The 25,299-nt window shown below is 30.1% G+C and carries 25 protein-coding genes; 20 read left to right on the top strand and 5 right to left on the bottom strand.

The features are described 5' to 3' along the window. Position 1: 1 nt before the first annotated feature. The 12 genes from BQ7474_RS09870 to BQ7474_RS09925 all read left to right on the top strand — a co-directional run bounded on the left by BQ7474_RS09870 (position 2) and on the right by BQ7474_RS09925 (position 14,644). Positions 2 to 1,624 carry an extracellular solute-binding protein gene (locus tag BQ7474_RS09870; protein ID WP_073998685.1) on the top strand — a complete coding sequence of 541 codons (1,623 nt, stop codon included), beginning with the start codon at positions 2 to 4 and terminating at the stop codon, positions 1,622 to 1,624. Between the two features lie 8 nt (positions 1,625 to 1,632). Further along, positions 1,633 to 3,090, top strand: coding sequence for a glycoside hydrolase family 32 protein (locus BQ7474_RS09875; protein WP_073998686.1), 1,458 nt, complete (start codon positions 1,633 to 1,635; stop codon positions 3,088 to 3,090). After that, positions 3,090 to 3,965, top strand: coding sequence for an ROK family protein (locus BQ7474_RS09880; protein WP_218188990.1), 876 nt, complete (start codon positions 3,090 to 3,092; stop codon positions 3,963 to 3,965). The genes BQ7474_RS09875 and BQ7474_RS09880 overlap by 1 nt, the downstream gene beginning before the upstream one ends. Positions 3,966 to 3,968: 3 nt before the next feature. After that, complete coding sequence (locus BQ7474_RS09885) at positions 3,969 to 5,081, top strand: ABC transporter ATP-binding protein (RefSeq protein ID WP_073998688.1); 1,113 nt, start codon at positions 3,969 to 3,971, stop codon at positions 5,079 to 5,081. A gap of 187 nt (positions 5,082 to 5,268) precedes the next feature. Continuing rightward, on the top strand, positions 5,269 to 5,919 hold the full coding sequence (locus tag BQ7474_RS09890; protein ID WP_082187926.1) for a hypothetical protein: 651 nt from the start codon (positions 5,269 to 5,271) through the stop codon (positions 5,917 to 5,919). Positions 5,920 to 6,086: 167 nt separating this feature from the next. Continuing rightward, a complete protein-coding gene (locus BQ7474_RS09895; protein ID WP_073998689.1) occupies positions 6,087 to 7,001 on the top strand; it encodes a helix-turn-helix transcriptional regulator in 915 nt (304 codons plus the stop codon). A gap of 94 nt (positions 7,002 to 7,095) precedes the next feature. Then, the gene (locus tag BQ7474_RS09900) at positions 7,096 to 8,862 is read left to right on the top strand and encodes an ABC transporter ATP-binding protein (RefSeq protein WP_073998690.1); all 1,767 of its coding nucleotides are present in this window, start codon (positions 7,096 to 7,098) and stop codon (positions 8,860 to 8,862) included. Further along, a complete protein-coding gene (locus BQ7474_RS09905) occupies positions 8,855 to 10,609 on the top strand; it encodes an ATP-binding cassette domain-containing protein (protein WP_073998691.1) in 1,755 nt (584 codons plus the stop codon). The genes BQ7474_RS09900 and BQ7474_RS09905 overlap by 8 nt, the downstream gene beginning before the upstream one ends. A 144-nt stretch (positions 10,610 to 10,753) precedes the next feature. Beyond that, positions 10,754 to 10,993, top strand: a complete 240-nt coding sequence (locus BQ7474_RS09910; RefSeq protein WP_073998692.1) for a helix-turn-helix domain-containing protein — start codon at positions 10,754 to 10,756, stop codon at positions 10,991 to 10,993. Beyond that, entirely contained in the window at positions 10,994 to 11,194 is a 201-nt protein-coding gene (locus BQ7474_RS09915) for a hypothetical protein (RefSeq protein ID WP_073998693.1), read from the top strand. It abuts the gene before it with no gap. A gap of 107 nt (positions 11,195 to 11,301) precedes the next feature. Continuing rightward, complete coding sequence (locus BQ7474_RS09920) at positions 11,302 to 12,921, top strand: ATP-binding cassette domain-containing protein (protein WP_159429562.1); 1,620 nt, start codon at positions 11,302 to 11,304, stop codon at positions 12,919 to 12,921. Next, entirely contained in the window at positions 12,914 to 14,644 is a 1,731-nt protein-coding gene (locus tag BQ7474_RS09925; protein WP_073998695.1) for an ATP-binding cassette domain-containing protein, read from the top strand. The genes BQ7474_RS09920 and BQ7474_RS09925 overlap by 8 nt, the downstream gene beginning before the upstream one ends. Positions 14,645 to 14,945: 301 nt before the next feature. On the opposite strand, the gene BQ7474_RS09930 is transcribed toward BQ7474_RS09925, so the two are convergent. Continuing rightward, positions 14,946 to 15,329, bottom strand: coding sequence for a hypothetical protein (locus tag BQ7474_RS09930; RefSeq protein ID WP_073998696.1), 384 nt, complete (start codon positions 15,327 to 15,329; stop codon positions 14,946 to 14,948). A 240-nt stretch (positions 15,330 to 15,569) separates the two neighbouring features. Here BQ7474_RS09930 and BQ7474_RS09935 point away from each other — a divergent pair, with 240 nt between their 5' ends. Next, positions 15,570 to 16,163 (top strand): helix-turn-helix domain-containing protein, encoded by a 594-nt coding sequence (locus BQ7474_RS09935; RefSeq protein WP_073997383.1) that lies wholly within the window; start codon positions 15,570 to 15,572, stop codon positions 16,161 to 16,163. Further along, a complete protein-coding gene (locus tag BQ7474_RS09940) occupies positions 16,151 to 17,020 on the top strand; it encodes an IS3 family transposase (RefSeq protein WP_235821527.1) in 870 nt (289 codons plus the stop codon). Before BQ7474_RS09935 ends, BQ7474_RS09940 begins: the two co-directional genes overlap by 13 nt. Before the next feature lie 122 nt (positions 17,021 to 17,142). Here BQ7474_RS09940 and BQ7474_RS09945 read toward each other — a convergent pair whose 3' ends face one another. From BQ7474_RS09945 to BQ7474_RS10705, 4 genes are all read right to left on the bottom strand, one after another. Then, positions 17,143 to 18,990: a heavy metal translocating P-type ATPase gene (locus BQ7474_RS09945; RefSeq protein WP_073998697.1), complete on the bottom strand. Its 1,848-nt coding sequence runs from the start codon at positions 18,988 to 18,990 to the stop codon at positions 17,143 to 17,145. A gap of 3 nt (positions 18,991 to 18,993) precedes the next feature. Beyond that, the gene (locus tag BQ7474_RS09950; protein ID WP_004812500.1) at positions 18,994 to 19,218 is read right to left on the bottom strand and encodes a cation transporter; all 225 of its coding nucleotides are present in this window, start codon (positions 19,216 to 19,218) and stop codon (positions 18,994 to 18,996) included. A 9-nt stretch (positions 19,219 to 19,227) separates the two neighbouring features. Then, positions 19,228 to 19,521, bottom strand: a complete 294-nt coding sequence (locus BQ7474_RS09955; RefSeq protein WP_073998698.1) for an ArsR/SmtB family transcription factor — start codon at positions 19,519 to 19,521, stop codon at positions 19,228 to 19,230. Between the two features lie 172 nt (positions 19,522 to 19,693). Next, positions 19,694 to 20,137 carry a hypothetical protein gene (locus tag BQ7474_RS10705; protein ID WP_177343668.1) on the bottom strand — a complete coding sequence of 148 codons (444 nt, stop codon included), beginning with the start codon at positions 20,135 to 20,137 and terminating at the stop codon, positions 19,694 to 19,696. Between the two features lie 498 nt (positions 20,138 to 20,635). On the opposite strand from BQ7474_RS10705, the gene BQ7474_RS09965 reads away from it, so the two are divergent. The 6 genes from BQ7474_RS09965 to BQ7474_RS09985 all read left to right on the top strand — a co-directional run bounded on the left by BQ7474_RS09965 (position 20,636) and on the right by BQ7474_RS09985 (position 24,971). Then, on the top strand, positions 20,636 to 22,216 hold the full coding sequence (locus BQ7474_RS09965; protein ID WP_073998699.1) for an ATP-binding cassette domain-containing protein: 1,581 nt from the start codon (positions 20,636 to 20,638) through the stop codon (positions 22,214 to 22,216). A gap of 113 nt (positions 22,217 to 22,329) precedes the next feature. Then, a complete protein-coding gene (locus BQ7474_RS09970) occupies positions 22,330 to 22,821 on the top strand; it encodes a GNAT family N-acetyltransferase (protein ID WP_073998700.1) in 492 nt (163 codons plus the stop codon). After that, positions 22,814 to 23,587, top strand: coding sequence for a dimethylarginine dimethylaminohydrolase family protein (locus BQ7474_RS09975; protein ID WP_073998701.1), 774 nt, complete (start codon positions 22,814 to 22,816; stop codon positions 23,585 to 23,587). Before BQ7474_RS09970 ends, BQ7474_RS09975 begins: the two co-directional genes overlap by 8 nt. Positions 23,588 to 23,787: 200 nt before the next feature. Further along, positions 23,788 to 24,258 (top strand): IS200/IS605 family transposase, encoded by a 471-nt coding sequence (gene tnpA, locus BQ7474_RS09980; protein ID WP_073998702.1) that lies wholly within the window; start codon positions 23,788 to 23,790, stop codon positions 24,256 to 24,258. Between the two features lie 124 nt (positions 24,259 to 24,382). Next, positions 24,383 to 24,565: a hypothetical protein gene (locus BQ7474_RS10570; protein WP_159429563.1), complete on the top strand. Its 183-nt coding sequence runs from the start codon at positions 24,383 to 24,385 to the stop codon at positions 24,563 to 24,565. Between the two features lie 37 nt (positions 24,566 to 24,602). After that, positions 24,603 to 24,971 (top strand): EXLDI protein, encoded by a 369-nt coding sequence (locus BQ7474_RS09985; protein WP_073998703.1) that lies wholly within the window; start codon positions 24,603 to 24,605, stop codon positions 24,969 to 24,971. Positions 24,972 to 25,299 lie beyond the last annotated feature (328 nt).

A 25,299-nucleotide genomic window follows, 5' to 3' on the forward strand; every position in this document is an offset into this window, starting at 1 on the left:
TATGAAGATTAAAAAAAAATTATTATTAGCATTGGCAATTCCAGTAATGATTACAGGATGCGGAAAAGGCTCAGAAAGTGGAAACGCAAGCAGTGAAGATTACCAGTTAGAAAATGTAAGCTTACCATTAGAGGAAAAGGTAAGCCTAAAAGGGATGATTAGTAGTTCACCTCTAGCACCAGAAGATCCTAACGAAAAACTAATCTTTAAGAGATTAGAAGATGATACAAATGTTCATATAGATTGGACTAATTATAATAGTGACTTTAGCGAGAAAAGAAACCTTGATATAGCAGCTGGAGATATTCCTGATTTCATATGGAATGCTGAAGCTTCTGATGCAGATTTAATGAAATGGGCTGAAACAGGAGTAATTGTTCCAGTAGATGAGTTAGTTGAAAACTACATGCCAAATCTTAAGGCGATTTATGAACAAAACCCAGAATATAAAAGTCTAATGGTGGCTCCTGATGGGAAGATGTACTCTTTCCCATGGATTGAAGAACTAGGTGATGACAAAGAGTCTATCCATACTGTAAATGATATTCCATGGATTAATGTAGAATGGCTAGACAATTTAGGCCTAGATATGCCAACCAACCCTGAAGAACTAAAAGAAGTTTTAATTGCCTTTAGAGATGAAGATCCAAATGGAAATGGTGAAGCTGATGAGATACCTTTTTCATTTATAGATGCTGATGGAAATGAGGACTTTAAACACATTATATCTGCTTTTGGTGGGGATGGAGACAATGATAACCACTTAGTTGTAAAAAATGATGGAACTTTAAATTTCACTGCAGACGATGATGAGTATAGGACAGCCTTAGAATATATGAATGACCTATATAATGAAAACCTAATTGATCCAGAAGCCTTTGAGCATGATTGGAATGCTTATATAGCCAAGGGTAAGGACCATAAGTATGGACTATACTTTACATGGGATAAGGCAAATGTGTCTGGAATGAATGATTCTTATGATGTTTTACCTGTTATGGAAGGTCCGGATGGAGTAAAACGAATTACTAGAACTAACAATATGGGTTTTGTTAGAGATAGGTTAGTTATAACATCTGAAAATAAAAACCTAGAGCTTACTGCGAAATGGATTGACAAAATGTATGAACCTATCCAATCTATCCAAAATAACTGGGGAACCTATGGTGATAAAACCCAACAAAATATCTTTGAGATGTCCAAAAATGGTAAAGGCGAACCAATGCTAAAACACCTTCCACTAGAAGGGACTGCTCCTGGCGAGCTTAGACAAAAAACAGAAGTTGGTGGACCTTTAGCGATATTAGATGAATACTATGGGGAATATACTACAATGCCTGATGATGCAAAATGGAGACTTGATATTATCAAAGAAGAGTTTGCTCCATATGTAGATAAGGACAACTTCTTCCCAAAAGTATTTGCCCCAGCAGAAGACCTTGAAAGACTTGCTCAAATAGAAGCAGACTTATTCCCATTCATCAGCAGATCTAGGGCTGAGTTTATCCAAAATGGTATAACAGACCAAGATTGGGATGCTTATAAGGAAGAGTTAAATCGTTTAGGACTAGAAGAATGGCTAAGTACTAAACAAGAACACTATGATAGCTTTAAAGAAAATTAGGAGATATGATGTCATTTAGTACAGGAAGATCTAATGATTTTATAAAAAACAACAAAGATAGGGTAGATGATAAGTTCTACCCTATAATAAACTTTGCAGCTCCAGTAGGTTGGATAAATGATCCAAATGGTGTATCTGTTGTAGGTGATGAATATCACTTATTCTACCAATACTATCCATACGAACCAGTCCATGGACCTATGCACTGGGGACATGCAAAGACAAAAGATGGAAAAACTTGGGAACATTTACCAGTAGCTTTAGCCCCAGACCAATCCTATGATAAAAATGGAGTATTCTCTGGAAGTGCTATAGAAAAGGATGGAAAATTATACCTAATGTATACGGGTCATCTAACAGAAACAGACCATGGTGAAGTAAGGCAAAACCAGAATATAGCTGTATCTGATGATAATATAAACTTTGATAAATACCAAGCTAATCCGGTTTTAGATGAAAATAACCTACCAGAAAATATATCCAAAAAAGATTTCAGAGATCCTAAGGTATTTAAAAAAGATAATAAGTATTATGCTGTAATAGGAACAAAGACAGAAGATGAAGTTGGTACAGTATTATTATATGAATCAGATGATTTATTAACTTGGTCCTATAAGAGTGTATTAATATCAGATGAGAAGTACCTAGGTGATATGCCAGAGTGTCCTGATTTACTTTTATTTGATGATAACAAAGCAGCACTTTTAGTAAGTGCCATGAATTTTGACTATGAAGGTATGAAACATCCTCATAAAACAATGATTATTGAAGGACATATGAATTGGGATACTTATAAATTTATTCCTGAATCTATAAGAGAGATGGATTATGGTTTTGACTATTATGCTCCTCAAAGTGCCAAAGAAGGTGATGATTACTTTATTATAGCGTGGAATCAATCCTGGGGTACAAACCTAATTCCAGGAGAATCAAACCATAATTGGATGGGTCAGATGACAGTACCTCAATTAGTATATGAAAAAGATGGAGAGATAAAAAGAAGTATCCATCCTAAAGTTTTAGAAAATAAAAATCTATTAGAAAAAACTACTAATAAAGCAAATGAAAGCTTAGATATAAATCCAGGTAATTATATATACATTAAGTACAACAAGAAGAATTCATCTTATCTAAAGTTAGAATTTAAAAATAAAGAAGAATCTTTTAGCTTTAAGTTTGATTTAGAGAATAATAAGGGATCATTTAATAGAGAATCTTTAGCTTACCCTATAAAGAGTGACCGTAATTTAGATATCGGAAAGAAAGAATTTGCTATTAGATTTGAAGAAGAAAATGATATAGGCATTATCTTTGACAAATCTTCAATACAAATATATATAAATGATAAATATTCAATCTCTAATACTTATTATTCTGAAAATCCTCTAGATACCTTGATAATAGATTCAGACAATGGTAAATCTTTAGAATTAATAGAGAATTATTCTTTACTAGGAGAAAATTGATGTATGGTTCAATAGAAGCTGGAGGCACTAAAATAATATGTGCTGTAAGTGATAATAAATTAAATATTATTGATAGATTAAATATAGCAACTAAAGACCCAAATTATAATATGGAACAAATGATAAATTTCTTTGATAAGTACAAAGAAGATTTAAAGGCTATAGGAATTGGATCATTTGGACCTGTGGATATAGATCCTAAGTCAGACTCCTATGGTCATATTTTAAATACTCCTAAGAAGGAGTGGGAAAACTTTGACCTAGTAAGTCCTATAAAAAAAGAACTTGATGTTGAAGTTTACTTAACTACAGATGTAAATGCGTCAGCATATGGAGAATTAAAAATAGGCGCTGGCAGGGGTAAAAACTCCCTTGCCTACTATACATTTGGTACAGGAGTAGGTGGGGGAATAATTCAAAATGAAAACTTTATTGGAGGAGTTTCCCACCTAGAATTAGGGCATATGATAGTCAAAAAACATAAAGATGATGACTATAAGGGATATTGCTATGCTCACGGTGATTGTTTAGAAGGACTAGCATGTGGTCCATCTATATCCGATAGATTCAAAAAAAATGGACAAGAAATAGATGAAGATGATAGTTTTTGGGATATAGAAGCATACTATATAGCTCAATGTGTATATAATACTGTCTTAAGCTATTATCCAGAAATAATAGTTTTGGGCGGGGGAGTAATCCAAAAGAAAGGGTTACTAGATAAAGTGAAAAAACATTTTAAAGATCTAATGAATAATTATATAGATATAGGTGATATAGATAAATATATAGTAAAACCACAAAGAGATGGTGAATCAGCCACTATAGGATGCCTAATTCTTGCCCAAGAACATTATATAAAAAAGATTGGATAGACTATGGTAGATATTAATTTTAAAAATATATATAAAAAATATAATAATGCTACAACTTATGCTGTTGAGGATTTTAATTTAGATATAAAAGATGGTGAATTTATAGTTTTTGTTGGTCCATCTGGATGTGGAAAATCTACTACACTTAGGATGATAGCTGGTCTTGAAAATATTACCAAGGGTGAATTATATATAGATGGTAAGCTAATGAATAGAGTACCATCTAAAGAAAGAGGAATAGCCATGGTATTTCAATCATACGCCCTTTATCCTCACATGAGTGTAAAAGAAAATATGAGTTTTGGATTAAAGCTTAGAAAATACGACAAAAACCAGATTAATGAGAGGGTAAATAAAGCAAGTAATATCCTAGGGCTTGATGAATATCTGAATAGAAAACCTGCTGCTCTTTCAGGTGGGCAAAGACAAAGAGTTGCTTTAGGAAGAGCTATAGTAAGAGATGCAGATGTGTTTTTAATGGATGAGCCTTTATCAAACCTAGATGCTAAACTTCGTATGCAAACAAGGGCAGAAATATCTAGACTCCATGATGAACTTAATGCTACAACTATTTATGTAACCCACGATCAGACAGAGGCAATGACTATGGCTGATAGGATTGTAATCATGGATAAGGGAATAATTCAACAAATCGGTACCCCAGAAGAAGTATATGATAGCCCAGCTAATACATTTGTTGCAAGCTTTATGGGTTCGCCGGCTATGAACCTTATAAACCTTACCTATAAGGATGGACAAGCGCTAGGTGAAAATGGTTTTAAGATAAAATTAAATGAAAGCCAACGAGCTAAATTAGATGAACTATCATATGATGGAAAAGAGATTGTATTTGGAATAAGACCAGAAGATATACTAACAAATGTAAATCATGAAAACACAAATGATGATAATATTTATAAGGCTAAAATTGATTTATCAGAGTTACTAGGATCAGAGTCTATGTTTTATATTACAGTAGCTAATGTTTCCCTAATAGTTAAGGCTAATAAGGAAAGTTATAGGCAAAGTGAGTATATGGATATAGGCTTTAACCTAGATAAGTCCCACATATTTGATGCAGCAACAGGTGAATCTTTAACTAGAAAAACTTACTAAATATCAAGTCAAATGTAATAATATTATTTAAAAATGTTCTTTTGTAAAATCCACGAGTAATCGTGGATTTTATTGTTGTCCACTTAAGTGAGTTGAGCTAATGAAAGAGAGCGAAACAAAAAAACACCTGCTATTAAGGTGGAGGGAGTGTAGATAAAGCTTAGAGCAGTAAGAAAAGGAGTAAGCGATGAAGACTTATATGAAAAAATTACACAACAAACACATATATCTGGATATAGAAAATTCAGAAATTGCAAAGTTAGATAATAGGGACTTTGATAAATTGATTGCTCACTACAATAAGCCACTTCAAGTAGGAGTCTATTCTGATAATTATGAATTAATTGATTTATTAACTAAAAGCGGTTTTTCTTTAAAGAGAAAATGTCATGAGTTAGAAGTGAGCAAGTATGATTTAAAATCTCCTCTAGAAAATGAGATAGAAGATCTATTTGAAACTAGGAGTGGGCAGTTTGAATATGAATATTGTTGTAAAATGCTCTACGATTACTATGCTAAAACACATTATGATGTAAACCCACTTACAGCAAAATTAGATGATTTTATAGATAGGATTCCTCAAACAGTAATTTATACAAAATCCAAAGATCACATTGACCATTGTGCCTTTGTTGAAGAAAATGAAATTGCTTATCTAGCTTCTTTCAGTGAAGATAATAGCAAATCTTTTCTAAACTCCCTCTTATTCCTTATGTTTTCTAAATATAAATACATCTTTTTTGAAGCAGATGATACAGATTGGCTAGCAACACAATTAAGAGAAATGTTTAAAATAGATAATCCCATAACTTTTGATTCTTATGTAAGATATAAGTAGAAATATTATGGTTAAATGTCGGATAAAAATAGCCAATATGTAAGAAATCAGTCCTGGAATCATCCTTTTGTATTCGGAATTTATATAAAATTAATATTACACTTTAATATGGTAAAATTAATATAAGCTAATGAAAATATAAATTATGATTCTTTAAGGAAATTAATATGGATAGAGAAAATAGAGCTATGTACCCCTTTATAGGCAGAGAAATTAAAAATATAAGAAAATATAAACATATAACTCAAGAAGAATTGTCTAAAATTAGTGGCGTTAATAAGGATACAATTAGAAAGATTGAAAACGGATATGTTGATGCTAATATTGTTACATTACTCTTAATATTAGAAGCATTAGGAGTGAGTATAAGTGATGTAAGCGAAACTTTTCTAAATCAAAAGGGGACAATGTATTCTAATATTAATAGCATTTATAAAGGCATAGAAGAAAGTCTTTTAATTTTCGATTACAAAAAAATAGAAGTATTGCTTAGCAAACTAGAAGAGCTGGATTACTCATTTTTACCATTTTCTTCCTATGAAGAAATAGAATCTAAAAGATTATTATATAGATCATTTGTAGAAGATAGTTTATATAAAAATGATGAAAAATCTATAGATTTACTTTTTGAATCAATTGGAGTATCATATAAAAGTTTTGATTTGAATCATTTGGATAAGCACAGTTACAATGGTCTTCAGACTAGAATATTGATGAACATTGCATCAATTTATAATAAATATGATATAGAAAAATCATTTGAAATATATAAGCACCTAATAATTTCGAATGATAATTTAGAAGAAAGGAATCAACTACTGTATAACCTTATTAATACTAAATATTTAATTGGTGATTATAAAGAAGCATTGAAACTAAGTACAAAATTACTTAAATCTATAGGCAATAATGATACTAGATTGCATATATTAGCATTGTTTCAAAAAGGTTTGTTGCTAGAAAAGATGGGTAGGATAGATTCCTCAATTATATATTTAAAGTCAGCAATCAATCTATCTTTACTAACTTCTAATTCAAATTTATCAAAAAAAATGAAAACTATAGCAGATAAGTTAATATAAAACCCAGATTATAATCGTATTTACTTATTTTGCGTTCCGTGATATTTTAAATATAGGTTAACCTAATATTTAAATATTAAAGAAAGAGAAGATAATGATAAAAAACAGTACTTTTAAAATAATGAATATAATTAAGTCTTATGGGCAATATTATTTTATATTAAGCTTTGTTTTGGAAATAATATCTGCTTTGATTTTTCCCATAAGCTTAGTTCTTATGGAAAAGTTTGTTAATACAAGTATAGATTATTTCCTAACAAGGGATAATTTAAATTTACTTATTAGATATTTACTCTTATTTTTATTTACATTTTTTCTGGTTTCAAATTTCAATTTATTTACAAATACAGTTGACATACATTTACAAAGAAATATAAAGAAGAATATTTCTTCTGAAATTACGGATAAATTCTATAAAATCAATTATGAATGCTTTGAAGATTCAAATTTTAATGATACTTTAAATAGGATGCAAAATAATCCTGATGAAAAGATTTTTGATATATACAAATCTTATATGGCTATTATTAAATCGTTAGTAAGTATTGTATCGGTTAACATAATAATATCAAAGATTTCACCAATATTTTCTTTAACCTATAGTATTTTGATTGCAGCTATATGTTATTTTGATTTTATGGCTATGAATGAGATGAATAATATGTTTAACAATCAATCTTATTCAGAAAGAGAATCAGATTATTTTAAAAAATTACTATCAGATAAACACTCTTTAGTTGACCTTAGAGTTTATAAAGCTTGTAATTTTATATATGATAAATTTTCTAAGGCTAATAAAGAGAAGGTAGATGAAAGAATATCTACAAGTATAAAAAATCAAAAATATTTTATCGTTAGCAATATATTGATTAGTATGTGGGTGATAAGTATTCTTTATATGGTGTATAAAAATATAATGGATGCGTCTATTAATATAGGTCTTTTCGTAGCTGTAATTACAAGTATAGATCAAATTTTATCTTTAAGTGAAAATATATCCTATGATTTTTCATTTATATCTCAAAATATTTTAAATTTAGAACATTTTGAAAAATTTATGTCTCAAAAAGAAGAATATGATAAAGCAAATCAAAATAAGATAGACTCTTCTTTTATTGAATTTAAGAATGTTAGTTTTACATATCCAAATACTAAGGATAAGGTTCTAGATAATATTTCTTTTAAAATAGATATGAATAAAACTTTAGCTTTAGTAGGGGAAAATGGGTCTGGAAAATCAACCATTATAAAATTAATTTTAAAACTATATAAGGTTGATACAGGAGAAATCCTTATTGGTAATATAAATATAGATGATATTTCCAGAAGTCAATTACAAGATGTATTTTCTGTAGTATTCCAAGATTTTTCAAAGTATGAGATTACTGTTAGAGAAAATGTAGCCTTATCAGATATTAACAATATAGATGATGATATGAAAATAAGGAATTGCCTAGATAGTTTTAAGCTTAGCAAGCTAGATAATCTCGATCAAAATCTTGGGAAAATAAGGAAAGACGGTATAGATTTGTCATTTGGTCAATGGCAGAAATTAGCACTTGCTAGAGCGATATTTAAACAAGCACCTTTTACAATATTTGATGAACCAACTTCAAGTCTTGATCCTATATCAGAAAATAAAATGTATGAAAATCTTCACATTTTAAGTTCAACGCATGGATCAATTTTTGTATCACATAGACTGGCATCATGTAAAATGTGTGACGAAATTATTTTGATTGATGATGGTAAAGTAAAGGAATACGGCAATCATAAAGATTTAATTTATCAAAATGGCTTATATAAGAAAATGTACGAAGAACAAAGTAGCTGGTATAGGGAAAGTGATAGAAATGTTTAAGAAATTATTAAGGACAATATTTACATTTATTCCAATCGCGAGTCTTCTTGTAACAATAAATTTTATAATTGAAGCACTAGTTCCAGTTAGTATAACTTATATAATATCTAAATTAGTAAGTTCAATAAACTTATATTTTAATAATAATTCAGGGATTGATGATATAAAATATTGGATGTGTATCTTTGTTGGCGTATTTATTATAAAGGGGCTTAATAGCTCTATTTATAGTATTAGTTTGAATGCTTATTTATTTGAGAAACTAAATAATATTTTGGAAATCAATTTGGTTAGAAAAGCATCAAGTATTAGCATCTTATCATACGAAAATCCAGAAGTTTTAAATATAAAAAGAAGAGCAGAATCAGCAGTAGAAAATGAAGTTATACCAATGGTATATTATAAACTTTTAGAAGTTTTTAAAAATCTTATAATATTTATAAGTATGATTGTAGCTTTATCTACCTTTGATTATAGACTAAGTTTTATTTCAATTATTGCAACAATTCCTCATTTTATAAATAGACTAGTTAGAGGTAAAGAATTTTATAAGATTAAAGAATTCCAAAGTGAAGATGAGAGAGAAAAAAATTACTTATACTCTTTAATAGCAGGTAAAGATACTAACAAAGAGCTTAGAGTATATGATAAAGAAAAATATATAAAGAAAAAATATATGAATACATTATTTAAGCTTGAAGATAAATTATGGAAATTCAAGCTTCATGATAATAGAAACTTCGCTTTATGTGAAATCTTAGTGATTATGGGTTTTGGTATATCCTTAAGTCTATCTTTAAAACTAATGATAGATGGAGCTATAAATGTTGGACAATTTTCAGCTCTTATTTTAGGGTTAGAAAATCTAAGTGAAGCTAGCAAGAATTTTTTAATAAATGTTGGAGCCATACCATCATCCTTATTATTTGCCAATAATTATTTTGATTTTTTGGAACTAGAAGAAGATAATCTGGACGAAGGATATAAACTAGCTGAAATTAGATCAATTGAATTTAAAAATGTTAGCTTTACTTATCCGAATACTACAAAAAAAGCACTGTCAAATGTAAGCTTTGAAATTAAAAGTGGTGAAAGCATAGTAATAGTTGGAGAAAATGGATCTGGGAAAACAACTATTAAGAATTTGATACTTAATCTATATGATAATTACAATGGCGATATTTTAATAAATGATATGAATATTAATGAGATATCGAAAAATTCATTATATGCACTTACAAGTACCGTTAATCAAAATATAGTAGATTATAAATTAAAGGCAGATGAATCTATATTATTAGAAAAAACAGATGGAAAAAATAATAAAGAAATCGATGATAATTTGTCATATCTATCTCTTGATCACCTTAAAGATAAAGAAGGATATAAAAGATTGGGAAAAGAATTTAATGGATTAGAATTATCTACTGGACAATGGCAAAGATTGGCATTAGCTAGATCTAATATAGCAAATAGTAAATTAAAATTATTTGATGAGCCGACATCTTCGTTAGATCCATTAGAAGAAAATAAGATATTAAAAGACATAATAAAACAAAGTAAAAAAGATCCATTAGCTATATCAATAATAATTTCTCATAGATTAGGTCTTGCTAAGTTTGCTGATAAAATTCTAGTTATGAAAGAAAGTAAATTGCTAGGAGTTGGAGATCATAACAATCTGATAAAAAATAATCCAGAATATATAAGACTTTATAATTCTCAATCAAAATGGTACAAAGATTAAATTGTAAGCATAAACAGAAAAATTTTATTTTGCATAGTTATTTATAATAGTTGAATTAAAAACAACGATCAAAACAAGGTTTTCAATATTCTAATACCATATGCTATAATGTAAGCAAAAGTTATAGCTTAAGTGAGGTGGAAAATGAATGAGTATGATTTTTCCTATATTGGTAAAAGAATAAAATATGAACGTCAAGAGAAAAATATTTCTAGAGAAGAATTAGCAATCAGATCCTTAGTGTCAGTAGAAACTATAAGGAAAATTGAAAAAAATCTGTGTGATCCTAATATTTCAACACTAATCCCTATTTGTAATGAGCTTTCAATTGATATAAGTAGAATATTTTTTGATTATCCAAACTCACCATCTTATAAATTATAAATGCTAGATAATAATTCTTCGTTTATCAAATTTATTGATGATGGTATTGAAAATACAGCTGGTTTTATCGCTCATTATGAAAATAAGAAATATATACTAGAAATTCATTATTCTAGTGTTGAAAATCTATCGCACATGGCGGATATGGGTAAGTTTAGTGACTTAGAATATTGTGAAAAGGATGAGCTGGTAATAGAATGAAAAATCTTATTAATAAATTTTTTAGATGTAATTTTTTCTATATTGTAGTTTTTTGGATTTTTAATATTATTAGTTTTTTTCTAGATACTTATGTATTGGGATATGTAATGAAACAAATTGAGGCTGGTTTTTATTTGGACCAACTAATTAGGATTATTGTAATTATTGGACTTATAATGTGCATAAGTAAAGTGGCTTATAATATGCTTAGTAGTAAGGTTTCCTTTCTTTCTTTTGAGTCTAGAATGAACTACCTTTTTGATATAAATTCGAAAGCTATAAATAATAGGTATAGGTCTTTTGAAGACGAAAAATTTGTAAGTAGCTACCAAAGGACGCTAAGTTTTTTTTCTTCTGATATAGAAGGATATCAAGAAGCAATAAATGGATTTATTGAGATAATTCCTTTTTTTATATTAACAGTATTTAGTGGTTTTTTTATAGGAAGATACTCTATATTAATTCTTCTTATAAGTATAATTATAGCATTTATCATTTTCCCAATTAAAGATAAGATCAATAGCTTTGATTTACTTGAAGATGAAGATTTAGGAGATATAGAAAATAGAAAAGATTACTACCACTCACTTACTACTAATAGTAAATATAGCAAAGATATCAGAGTTTTTCACCTTAAAGATATGATTCTAAAAAGATATAGAGATGTAATTGATGACTTATTTGATATTTTTGATAGAAAATCAAAACTAAGTCTTAAAGTTAAGCTACATATTAGTTTGCTTTTAATTTTAAATGATATATCTATTTTAGCAATACTTTTATTTAGACATAAAAATATTTTAGTTAGTGATTTTGTAATTATATTAAATATGTATTACCTATTTAGTGAGTCTATTATTAAAGTATTAGAGAGTTATTCATCTATTAGGAAAAACTCTAATCTTTTTGAAAGGTATGATCAAGTTTTAAATAAAAATCTTCAAGATTTCAATGAATTTGATGTAATAAATAAGTTTAAGGTTGATTTTATTAATGTATCATACAAGTATCCTGGATCTAGTGATTTTGCATTAGAAAATTTAAGTGTGAGCTTCACATCTGATGAGAAAATAGCTATTATTGGAGAAAACGGTGCTGGTAAAACAACATTTATAAAGTTATTAATAGGATTGCTTGAGCCAACTAGCGGGCAAATATTATTTGATGGCAAAAATATATCAGCTGATGATAGGATTAATTATTTCGCGTCAACATTCCAAACATCTAAATTATTCCCTGGTAGCCTAGCGGATAATCTTTTTTTCAATAATAAGCAAAATAGAGATTTAGAGTTTATAAAATCTTACATACATAAAAATAAGATTGAAAATAAGTCGAAATTTCGAGACCTTGATCTTGAAGACTATATAGGTAACGAGTTTTTTGATGATGCTTTTATACCTTCAGGTGGACAAGAGCAACTAATTGTAACATTAAGGGCACTTTTATCTAATAAAAGGATGCTAATATTTGACGAACCTACATCTAACTTAGACATTGACAAAGAGATTAAATTCTATAATATTCTTTCTGAATTTGAAGATAGAGGATATATAATAATATCACATAGGATATCTATAACTAATGTAGTAGATAGAATAATAGTTATTAGAGATAAAAAGGTAGAAAATTCTGGGACTTATCATTATCTTAAAGAAAATTCTCCTTATTTTAAGCACTTACTAGATATATCTGAAGAGCTAATGAAAGGAGCAATAGATGATTGATAGTATAAAAACTTCATTATCGCTCATAAGGAGAGCTAGTAAGACTAATAAGAAATTTATAGGAATTTTGATATTAAATGTTGTAATAAGTTCTATTGAGGCCTATGGATTTTTCAAATTTATAGAACTTATTACCAATTTTATAGCTAATAAAGATTCACTTGATAAAGCTATTTATGTTTTTATATTTTTGTGCTTGCTGAAGTTAATAAATGCTTATATTAGCACACAATCTGTAAAGATTGGAAATGAATTCATATATCAAGTTGAGGAAGAATTAATAGATAAATCAATGTCGATATCTTATAAAGTGACCGAATCAAAGGATTTTTATGACCTTCAACAGAGAGCTAATTATTCCTTGCGTAATCAGTATGCCTTAGAGAATATGATAGAAGCTTTGGTAAATATTATCCAAGGCATCAGTATTATCATAGTAACTTCATTTATAATTTCTAGCATTTCTTTTTGGACAGGATTTGTAGTATTGATATTAGTTTTTATAAACTTTTACACAAGGTTGGTATATTCTAAAAAAGATGAAGAATTTTATAATAAGCTTGCACCTATCAACAACTGGATATGGTACTACCAATATATACCACTTGAAGATGATAGATTTATTGATATAAAAGCAAATTCTATGGAGACTAATATTATTAAATCGAGCAAGATTTATATTGATAAAACTATAGAAATATTTACTGACTTCTATCATAGAATGGGAATTAGAGATACACTATCAGATCTTACTGATATCCTTATATACTTTTTTGTTTTAATTACTGGTGTAGTTGAGCTTTATAATGGAAAATTTAATATAGATTATTTTGCAATACTTATTATGGCAATATTTAAGATAACAAATGCTATAAAAGATATTTCAGAATCATTAATTGATTTTTGGAGATATTCTCTATTTTCTAAGCCTATTATAGAGTTTTTGTCACTTCCAAACTCTGATGAATTAGCTTTAGAAACCAAATATACTAATGAAATCCATTTAATTTCTAGGAACTTAACATTTGCATATAATCATAAGAATGTCTTAGAAGACATAAATTTTGATGTTAACGAAAATAAATTAATAGTAATAATAGGTGAAAATGGTTCTGGAAAATCTACTTTAGTGAAACTTATAGCAGGTATGTATACGCCAAATCAGGGTCACATCTCTTATAATGGCTATGATACAGAGAGAATAAATTATTCACATATAAGTCCTGTTTTCCAAGATTTTAAGCTAATAAAAGACTTTACTAGTCTTGAAAATATAAGAAGAGAAGTAGGAAAAGATTATGATAATAAAATTCCTTGGCTACTTGATTTATTAAACTGGCAACTTAATTTTGATTTGGGAAAAAGGATAGGAAAAGAACTTAGTGAAGATTATGTAGAATTATCAGGAGGTCAAGGTCAGCAAGTTGCTATATTAAGAGCTATCTATAATAAACGCAATATAATAATTTTGGATGAGCCAACAGCATCAATAGACTTGGAAAAAGAAAGAGATATTTATAAAGCTGTTACAAAGCTTAGGGATAATAATATAGTTTTTTTAGTTTCACATAGACTATCTTCTGTACATCAAGCAGATGAGATATGGTTTATAAATGATGGAAGATTAGAGAAATTTACTTCCCATAAAGATGCAATGAATAATTCAAAGACATATAGAGACTTGTACACTAATTATTATGATAATTATTCAAAAGTTAACTAATCTAGGCACTATATAAATAAATCTATCCTTAATATTATAGTATATTTAACAACTTTACTAGTTTTTGTAGATTATAGGATAAGCATAGTTGTCCTTTTATCTTCTGTATTAATTGCATTATACCCTATTTAGTCACAAGTGTATTAAAATCGAGTAAAATAGGTTATAATTGTAATGAACGGAGGTAAAAAGCTAGACCTTTCGACTTCGCTATTGCTCCGCTCAAGGAAGTCCACTTCGTTTTACTTTTTCCTCTAATTTTCCAAATAAAAAACCCACAATTAATACTGTGGGTTCTAGATTATCTCATATGTTTCTTACATTCATCATTTCTATTAGAAAATTTCCTTGACATATGATGATGGTTTTTATTTCTTTTCTCTTCTCCTACTCTATGGCAAGTATCATAAGAGTTTTTATTGGTGGAGTGCTTGCATGTTTGCATATCCATGTAGTTTTCGTTCATAAAATCTTTGCAAGCTTGGTAGCCTTCACTTTTGTATGTTTCATCACAATAGTCTGCCATATGGTTTTCGCAGTCTCTGTGCATGTGATTGTGATAATAAGAATCTTCATTCATACATATATTTGATTCAGTTTCATTTTGCGTATTGTCCATGTTTTTAGCATATCCCGCACCGCCTACTAGGCTTGTTGCTAATAATATTGCAAATATTTTATTCATATATTTCTCCCTTTATTCATTTCTACTCCTGAACTATACCTCGATTTTATATTTTATCATAATTTTGTCTTCAGACAAAGTTGTCTGATCAGACCGAAGACAAATCCCAGCATAAACTGGCATTTGTCTTTATTTTTTATCGTTTTAAGCTATTTTTGCAATAAAAAAATCCCTAGTTAAGTTCTGTACTGACCCCCAAAAGTTGGACTTAAAAACCAACTTAAGGAGGTCAGTTTTTTAATGACAAAATACAGCACAGAATTTAAGATGAAATTAGTAAAAGAATATCTTGAAGGAAAAATAGGATACAGAGAATTAGCAAAAAAATACAATATCCCAGACAAGCATACTATTAGAACGTGGGTTAATGCTTACCAATCCCAAGGTTATGATGGACTAAAAGTATCAAGAAAGAATAATAGTTACACTTTAGAATTTAAACTAAATGTAGTAAACTTGTATTTAACAGGAGAAATGTCCTATCAAAGCCTATCAAACAATCTTAAAATCAATAATCCATCAATAATCGCTCGATGGGTTAATGAATATAGAAAAGAAGGAATTGAAGGACTTAGACCCAAGAAGAGAGGAAGACCTTCAAAAATGGCAAAAACACCAGAGAAATCAAAAGATATAAAATTAGAATCAACATCACAATTAACCAACGAAGAAGATAATTCATTAAATGAAGCACAACTAAAAGAAAAAATAAAGAAGTTAGAAGAAAAAAACTATTGGCTTCAACTAGAAAATGATGCAATAAAAAAAAAGATAGAATTGTCTCAAATGACAGATGCAGAAATAAGACAATTGCTAAAACAATCGAAGTCTTAAGAAGTAAATACAAACTTAAAGATTTGCTAATCTACTTTAACCTTCCAAAATCGACCTACATGTATTGGCAAAAAAGGCTAGAGCTGCCAAGCAAAGACAAAGAAATTGAATCAAAAATATTAAAAATCAGAAAAGACAATCCAAACTATGGCTACAGAAGGATAACAGCAATATTAAAAAGATTAGGACTAACAATAAACAAAAAGAAAGTACAAAGGTTAGTTCAAAAATTAAAAATACAAGTAAAGAACTTTTCAAGGAAAACAAGAAAATACTCATCATACAAGGGAACTGTTGGTAAAGTAGCAGACAATAAGATAAAAAGAAACTTCAAAGTAGAAAAACCATATACCCAAATAACGACAGATACAACAGAATTTAAGTATTTAGAAAAAGATAAATCAGGAAACTATCAAATAAAGAAACTCTATCTAAATCCATACCTAGATATGTACAACAGTGAAATACTAAGCTATGAAATATCAAAGAAACCAACACTAGAACCAATTCTAAAAGCCTTAGATAGAGCAATAAAAATAACTAACAAAAGCAAGGAAGAAAGAATATTTCACTCAGATCAAGGCTGGGCATATCAAGTAAAGCAGTACACATCAAAACTAGAATCCAATGGCATAATCCAATCTATGTCCAGAAAAGGAAACTGCTTGGACAACTCACCAATGGAAAACTTCTTTGGAATACTAAAACAAGAAATATATTATGGAAGAAAATTCTACTCATATGAACACTTAAAACAAACAATTGAAGATTTTATAAAATATTACAACGAAGAAAGAATAAAAGAAAAATTAGGATATTTAAGTCCGGTGGAATATAGAGAAAAGAATGTAGCATAAAAAACTTCCACCCCTAGGGGTGGAAAGTAATAAGCTAATACCAGAACTAGTAAACTACAAGTTCTGGTATTAGGTCCAACTTTATGGGGTCACCTTATTCATGACTTTCCTAGGGAATGTATTTATATTTTCTTTTTTAGTATCCTCATTGCCCATAGGACTGCTATTATTGTAACGCCAACATCTCCAAATATTGCTAGCCACATATTTGCATATCCTAGTAGTCCTGCTATTAGGATTCCTATTTTGACAGCCATTATGAAAATCACGTTTTGCCTTACTGTCCTATTGGTAAGGTCTGAGATTTTCATTAGCTTGCTCATCTCTCTAAATTCTCCGTTAACTACGAGTATATCGGATGATTCTATAGCAAGGTCAGATGCTGTTTCTCCCATTGATATACCAACATCTGCATTGGTAAGGACTGGGGCGTCGTTGATACCATCTCCTACAAAGACTGTAGGAAGTCCTTTATCTTGGTAGCCTTTCATAATTTCTAGCTTCTGGTCTGGCATTACTTCTGCAAAGTAGTTATCTAGGCCAAGTTCTTTGGCTGTTTCTTCTACTGCATTTTTTCCATCGCCTGATACTACAGCTATATTTTCAAAATGGTTGTGAAGATCTTCTATAGTTTCAAATGATTGGTCTTTGATTTCATCTTCGATTATTACTTTTGCAGCAAGCTTGTCATCTATAGATACATAGATTGCCCTGTCATTTTCTTCTCCATCATAGCCAATAAATCTAGCAGAACCTATCTTGATTAGGTCTCCATCCTTGCTAGTAGCTCTTACACCAAGGCCCTTTTCATTGGTTACTTCTTCAAACAAATCATGTTTTTCATCACGGTCTAGACTTTCTACGATCCCTTTTGCTATAGGATGGGTGCTCATTAGCTCGATATTATATATATAATCGAGGATTTTTTCCCTATCATGGTCAGTAAAATATTCTATATCTTTTACTTTGAAATTCCCTGTAGTGAGGGTTCCGGTTTTGTCGGATAATAGGACTTTGGCATTCTTTAGTCCTTCAAAATACTGGCTTCCTTTTATAAGGATGCCATTTTCACTAGCTAGTCCAAGGCCTGACATAAAGCTTAGTGGGACTGATAGTACTAGGGCACATGGGCATGATATTACTAAAAATGTAGCTGCCAAGAATATAGAGTCATACCAATCTCCTCCAAAAAATAGGGGAGGGATGATAGCTACTATAAGCGCAATAGCTACAACAATTGGGGTATAGATTCTGGCAAATCTTGTTACCATTTTTTCACTTTGAGATTTACTTTCTGCGGAATCCTCTATAATCTCCATAATCTTTGCTGCAACAGAATCATCAAATTCTTTCTTAGCTTCCATCTTGATAATACCCTCAGTAAGAAGGGATGAAGATATAATCTCAGACCCTACTTCGGCTTCTACTGGCATGGATTCTCCAGTAACAGAGGATGTATCAAGTAGACCATGGCCTTCTATAACTACACCATCCACACCAATTTTCTCACCATCACGAACGAGGAGGATATCTCCTACTTCTACATCATCTAGGTCGATTTCTGTAGTAGAACCATCTGGGTTTACCTTATTGGCCACATCAGGCACTAAGTCTAGGAGTCCTTCTATGTTTTGGCGGGACTTATGGCTTGCTATATTTTCAAATAAATCACCAAAATTATAAAAAAGTATTACAGCAATTGCTTCTATATATTGGCCCAAGAGAAAGCCTGCAATTGATGCTATAGACAAAAGGAAGTTCTCATCCATGGCCTGGCCACGGATGATTCCCTTAAACCCTTTTATCAAAACATTCCATGCGGATAGCAAGTAGGCTAATAAAAACCCACCCACAATCCATATACTTTCACCTATATTATTCCTTAATACTGCTAATATAGCAGTAAAAATACCTATAGCTATAAGTTTACTAAGCTCCTTTTTGTGAGCATCTGTCATAGACTCAAGCATATCCTACCTCACTAAGACAGTCCCTGGCTCAAGCTTATCAGCAAGTCTATTAGCCTCATCAAAGATAGCATCTTCATCAGCACCATCAGCTAATTCCATCTTTAGCTTCAAAGTTAGGAATGATAGGTTGGCATCATTTACTCCATCAATTTTCTTAACAGCCTCTTCAATCTTTGCTGCACAATTTGGACATAGGTCATCACTTTCTACTTTGTATTTTACTTTCATTATATTCTCCTATTCTTTAATATGTTCTAATCCTGTCATAAAAATTGTCTTGACGTGGTCATCGGCAAGTTCGTAGTATATTGACTTGCCACTTCTATTGGAACTGACCAAATTGTTATCCTTCAAGCTCTTTAGCTGGTGGCTTATAGCTGACTGGCTCATATCCAAGACTTCTGCAATTTCGCCTACAGAAGTAGGTCCACTAAAAAGCACATTCATGATTCTAATCCTAGTCGAATCACCAAAAACCTTAAAAAGATCAGCTAAATCAAATAAAATTTCTTCATCTTTGATAGTTATCATTATCACCTCCGTTCATATGAGCATATGTTTATATGAACATTATAGCATATGTCTTTCTAATGTCAAATTTATATGTGAATAATTTTAATATATGAATATTTGACTTCTGTTTTTTTACCTTTCCAAGCGGGATTTTTACTCTTTAACAAAAAAGACAGAATCCCCCGTCTAATTAATACCATTTTTTTCCATTGTATTCTGTGTGCTCTAGGTCTATCTTTTCCCAGCCGCCAAACCTTGATATATATTGGTTTTTAAGCTCTTCATACTCTTCTTCGCTTACCTCTACCGTGTCATACTCACTATAGTAATAGAAAGGCTTTTTTGCTTGCTCAAAGCTGTTTGCAGCTTCATCATAGAGCCAGTTATATCTTTCCTCAGGATAAGAGTCATCTTCGACTTTTCTTTGATCCTCAGAAAGCCATTGCCAAGCTGTTTTCCAGTAGCCCTCTGCCCTTTTGCACTGATACTCTTCTCGCCTTTTACGAGCTTCTCGTAGTCTTCTTTCCTCTCGTCTTTCTGCTCTTATAAGCTCTTTTTCGTCTTCTGATAGCTCTACAGTATCCTCATAAAAGCAGTAATCACACCACTCTCCGCCTTGTCTGTTTGCACGCATATAAAAGATATAATCGTCAGATATAGGCTTTCTATATATCTTCCTCCAGCCTTTTACGGTGCGTAGCTCTGTATCATCATAAGGCTGATGTTCTCGGTATATACTGATAGCTTTACCATCTGAGTAGCGGTCGCAGTATCTGAGAAGATTACGCACTTTAGTGCTGGTCTTTATGCTTATAGGGACTTTGCTTTTTTTAAGCTTTTTTAAGTCTCTGATATCTATGATTTTTCTGCCATCTTTATAAGTATCTATAGTTAAAATATTTAAAAAGAGATTATCTTTTTTAAGAGGAAATTGTTAAAAAGTAGTAGGAATGTATTGTCAACTAGTAAATTATGCTTGTATCAGATAAACACCTGTATGTATATCTAGAATTACAAATTAAAATTATGAAAGACATATAGTATAAAAAATATGTATGCAATTATAATTGTTTGCATGTTTTTTATTTACCGATTAAAATAAAGTTAAATAATTATTATCGGAGAATAGATAATGAAAAAATATATACGAAAATTGAAAGTTCCAATTATAATACAAATCATATTTACTTTATTGTACTCAGTTACTGTTGCAATTTTTCCTCTTATTAATAAATATTTATTTGATCATATTTTAGAAGAAGGAATAGGTCTTGTTTTTAAACTTATAGGCATTTATGTATTATTGATTCTTCTAAATTTACTCTTTCAATATATATCTAGGTTATATGAGTGGAAAGTTTCTAAGTTATTTTTTGTAAAGATTAAAGATGATTTGTTCAAGCATATTTCTTCTTTAGATATCCACGAGTTTAATAAAAGGAAAGTTGCTGATTACTTGGTGATTTTTACTGAGAATGTGGAAGCAATAGACGAGGATTACCTCAGTGCTTACATAGATCTCTATAAATCTATCCTTAATATTATAGTGTTTTTAACAACCTTGCTTGTTTTTGTAGATTATAGGATAAGTATAGTTGTCCTTTTATCTTCTGTCTTAATTGTATTTATCCCTAAAATATTTAAAAAGAGATTGTCATTTTTAAGAGGAGAGCAAATAGCAAGTATAAAGAGATATTTTGATAAGGTTCTTGACTTGTTATCTGGCAAATCACGAATCAATAAAGTAACTTTTAAGAACATTAATAATGAGCATAGGTCATATCTTACTGATAGTGAGGACAAAAGATATAAGTTTGGTAAGTTTAAAACTATTTCAGATTTAGCAGGAGCTTTTGGTATATTTCTAGTGGAATTTAATACCTTTGTTATAGTAGCCATACTTCTGGCTCAAGGAAAAATAACTGTTGGAGTTGGAATAGCAGCTTTTGGATACACTACTAGTTTCCTAGACCCTATCAATGATATACTAAGCTGCATAAATCTTATAAATTCGACCCAAGAATTAGTTGATGAAACTATGGATTTCATTAATGGAGACCTAATAGAAGAAAAAGACAAATGGGAAGATAAGAAAGTCGATAGACTAAGCTTAGAGAATTTATCTATAAGTTTTGATAATTTTTCCTTAGATAAGGTAAACTATGTATTTGAGAAAAATAAAAGATATGCTATTCTCGGCCACAGCGGTTCCGGTAAATCAAGCCTATTAAAACTCATTGATGGAAGTCTAGAAGCAGAAACTGGGCAAATTTATATAGATGGGAATCCTATAGATGATTTGGACGAATACATATTTTCACTCAAACAATATGAGTATCTATTTAGAACAGATTTCATAAACAACATTAGTATATTCAAAAGCATGGAAACTGACACGAAATTAGTAAATAATTTCTTGATGGCCCTAAATGAAAAGATGAGAAACAAAATCATAAATTATGAGGATATAAATAAGCTAAGTGGAGGAGAAAAGCAAATTATAGGCATAGTACGTATGCTAGTAGCAGATAGACCAATAATACTTTTAGATGAGCCCTTTGCTAGTATTGACCACAAAACAAGCAAGATAATAAAAGATTATCTATTAAACTTACAAGATAAGATAATAATTGAAATCACCCACGATCTATCAAAAGAAAATCTATCGAGATTTGATGAATTAATACATATGGATGAGGGGAGAATTAAGTAGAAAGTGAAAAATATAGAAACTTCCAAAGTCGCGATAAAAATCGTGGCTTTTTTGTTTCATGTGAAACATTTATCTATTAATTAAAAATAATATAATAGTAGTAAGGGGGAGCTATGATAGTAGAATTGACCACAGAACATATAGAAAAAATAAACAAGAATTTTATCGACCAAGGCTGGGATGAGAGAAATCTAGATAAATATTTACAAGAACAAAACAAGGGAGATCGTATAGCTTTAGTATATGAAAAAGATGACCAAGTGAAGGGATATATCACTCTAGTAAAAAATCCAAGTTCAGGTCCATTTAAGAACACAAAAATCCCAGAAATCAAGGACTTTAATGTCTTCGAAAAATATCAAAATAAAGGCATAGGTCAAGAACTTTTGGACGCTATAATCAAAAAAGCAAATGGTCCACAAGTGGGTATTGGAGTAGGACTTAATCCAGACTATGGCAAAGCACAGAGATTGTACATCAAAAACGGCTTTATCCCCAATGGCAAAGGAATTTACTACAAGGGTGAAATTGTAAAAGCTGGAGATACTTGCATTAATGATGACGATTTGAATATGTATTTTACAAAAGGAGTATGTTATGTTTAAAAATATTATTGTAAGAAAACCAAGTAAGTCTATGATAGAGGGTATTAGTACTGGTATGTTTAGTGAGGATAAGCCTATTTATGAGGATGCTATCAACCAACATGCTGAGTACGTTAAGACTATTGAAAGCTTAGGAGTTGAGGCTCTTGTTTTGGAAGCTTTGGAAGAATATCCTGATTCTTGCTTTGTTGAAGATCCTGCTGTTGTTTTGAAGGAATGTGCTATTATTACAAATTCTCCTAGAGAAAGCAGAAATGGTGAAAAATATGAAATAGAGCCAGCTATCAAGAAATATTATTCAGATGATCAAATATTCTACATCGAAGCTCCTGGCACTATGGAAGGTGGAGATGTTATGGTTGTTGATAAACATATTTACATCGGACAATCTGATAGAACCAATGCTGAAGGTGCCAAACAATTTAGCGAAATAGTTGAAAAGTATGGTTATACTACTTCTACAGTTCCTGTAACAGAAGGCCTACACTTGAAAGACTTTGCTATTTATCTAGAAAATAACAATATGCTTGTAAGTGAAAAGATGAACGAAGCAGAAGCTTTCAAAGACTTCAACCGTTTTGTAGTTCCAAAAGAAGAGTTGTATGCTATTAACAGCTTATATATCAACGGCACAGTCCTAGTACCAGATGGATTCCCAAAAACACTTGAGCATATCAAATCTCTAGGATATCCTGTTAAGCTTGTTAATACTGATGAATTTAAGAAAATTGATGGTAGCCTTACTTGCTTATCATTGAGATTCTAAAACAAAAAGTCTGATAGTAGTGTTTTCGCTCTATCAGTTTTTTATTGTTCACTTAAGTGAGTCGAACGAACGAATGTGAGTGAAACAATAAACCACCTGCTATGCAGGTGGAGGAATTTAGCTTTAGCTTCAAGCCAAAAAATTCTCGCTTGATATATAATTGTGATAACCACATGCACAATTAAAACAAGGAGAATTTAATGGACAAGAATAGTTTATCACACACCAAATGGAAATGTAAATATCATGTAGTGTTCGCACCAAAATACAGAAGGCAAGCAATATATGGAAAACTAAAAAAAAATATAGGTCAAATTCTTAGAGAATTATGTCAACGTAAAGGAATAAATATAATAGAAGCTGAGCTTTGTGTAGACCATGTTCATATGTTGATAGAAGTACCACCAAAATACAGTATATCAGAAATAATGGGGTATCTAAAAGGGAAAAGTTCATTAATAATATTTGATCGTCATGCCTATTTGAAATATAAATATGGAAACAGACATTTCTGGTGTAGAGGTTACTATGTTGATACAGTAGGACGAAATGAAAAGATGATAAAAGAATATATACAAAATCAATTAAAAGAAGATTATTATTCAGACCAAATCAGCTTAAAGGAATATTATGACTCGTCTACGGGTGAGTCAGTACCAAAGAGCAAATAAATAACTGCTTAAGCAGTAGTTGGTAAAGTGGTGCATGTTATGGAATATTCGACAGCCCCAAAAGGGGCGTGCCGGTATTCGCGCCTTATAGGCGCTGTGCAAACTACCAGCTAAGTTGGTAGTTTTGATTTTCATAGCTGATAGTAGAGATGCTTTTATGATAATAGGTGTTGACGAAGAAGATAAGTATAATATCAAAAATGTCAGGAAAGATAAGGGAAGAAGTAATACTCAAAATGTTGTTGATTCTCTAAAGCTTAAAAATTATAATAAGCTTGTAATAATTAATTTACTTTATCGGTGTTGATAATATAGTAAAATTGCTTAACATAAGGAGGTATTTTATGAAGTATGAAGACATTAGATTAAATGTTTCAAATGATTCTATTAGTGATTATAAAGTATTCAAAGGAATAAAATTATATTCTGAAATGTTTAAAGCAGAAGATGGAAAAAAACTCATTAATAAAAGAGTGTTTGTAACTCCCAAAAAAAATTATGTATATTATGAAAGGACAGATATAAATTGGAATTATTGGTCAGATAAAACAAAATATGACTCGAGTTTTGATTTAAGTGATAAAAATCATAATATAATATTTGAAGTAACATCTGAATTGGATAATTTTTCAAAATACTTAGATGAAGAAGTAATCAAAAAAATTATAATGAAAGAAAAAAGAGAAGAGATAGTAGAAGTACTAGATATTTGAGACTGTGTAAAATTCTGTGTATAGAAATCTCCTGATTATGGTTAAGAAAAACTAATCAGGAGAAATTTTTATGCCATAAGAAAGCGATCAGAAACAAAATCTCTAAGATGTTAATTGAAGAATATTAACAAGAAACAGCACAAGATTTACAAGATGCTCTAATATACCTTTTAGGTGAGACAATGGAGCATTTGTTGAAGAATATGAAAATGCATTAGTTTTAAATAAAATGTTAAAAGAATTTAGAATAATTGAGAATAAATATATTCCCACATACGAGGCTTCCCTAAAATATTAAATATTATCCATACTGACCACTCAAGCCACG

The organism is Anaerococcus urinomassiliensis, assembly GCF_900128425.1.
In the GTDB taxonomy this organism is placed as follows: domain Bacteria; phylum Bacillota; class Clostridia; order Tissierellales; family Peptoniphilaceae; genus Anaerococcus; species Anaerococcus urinomassiliensis.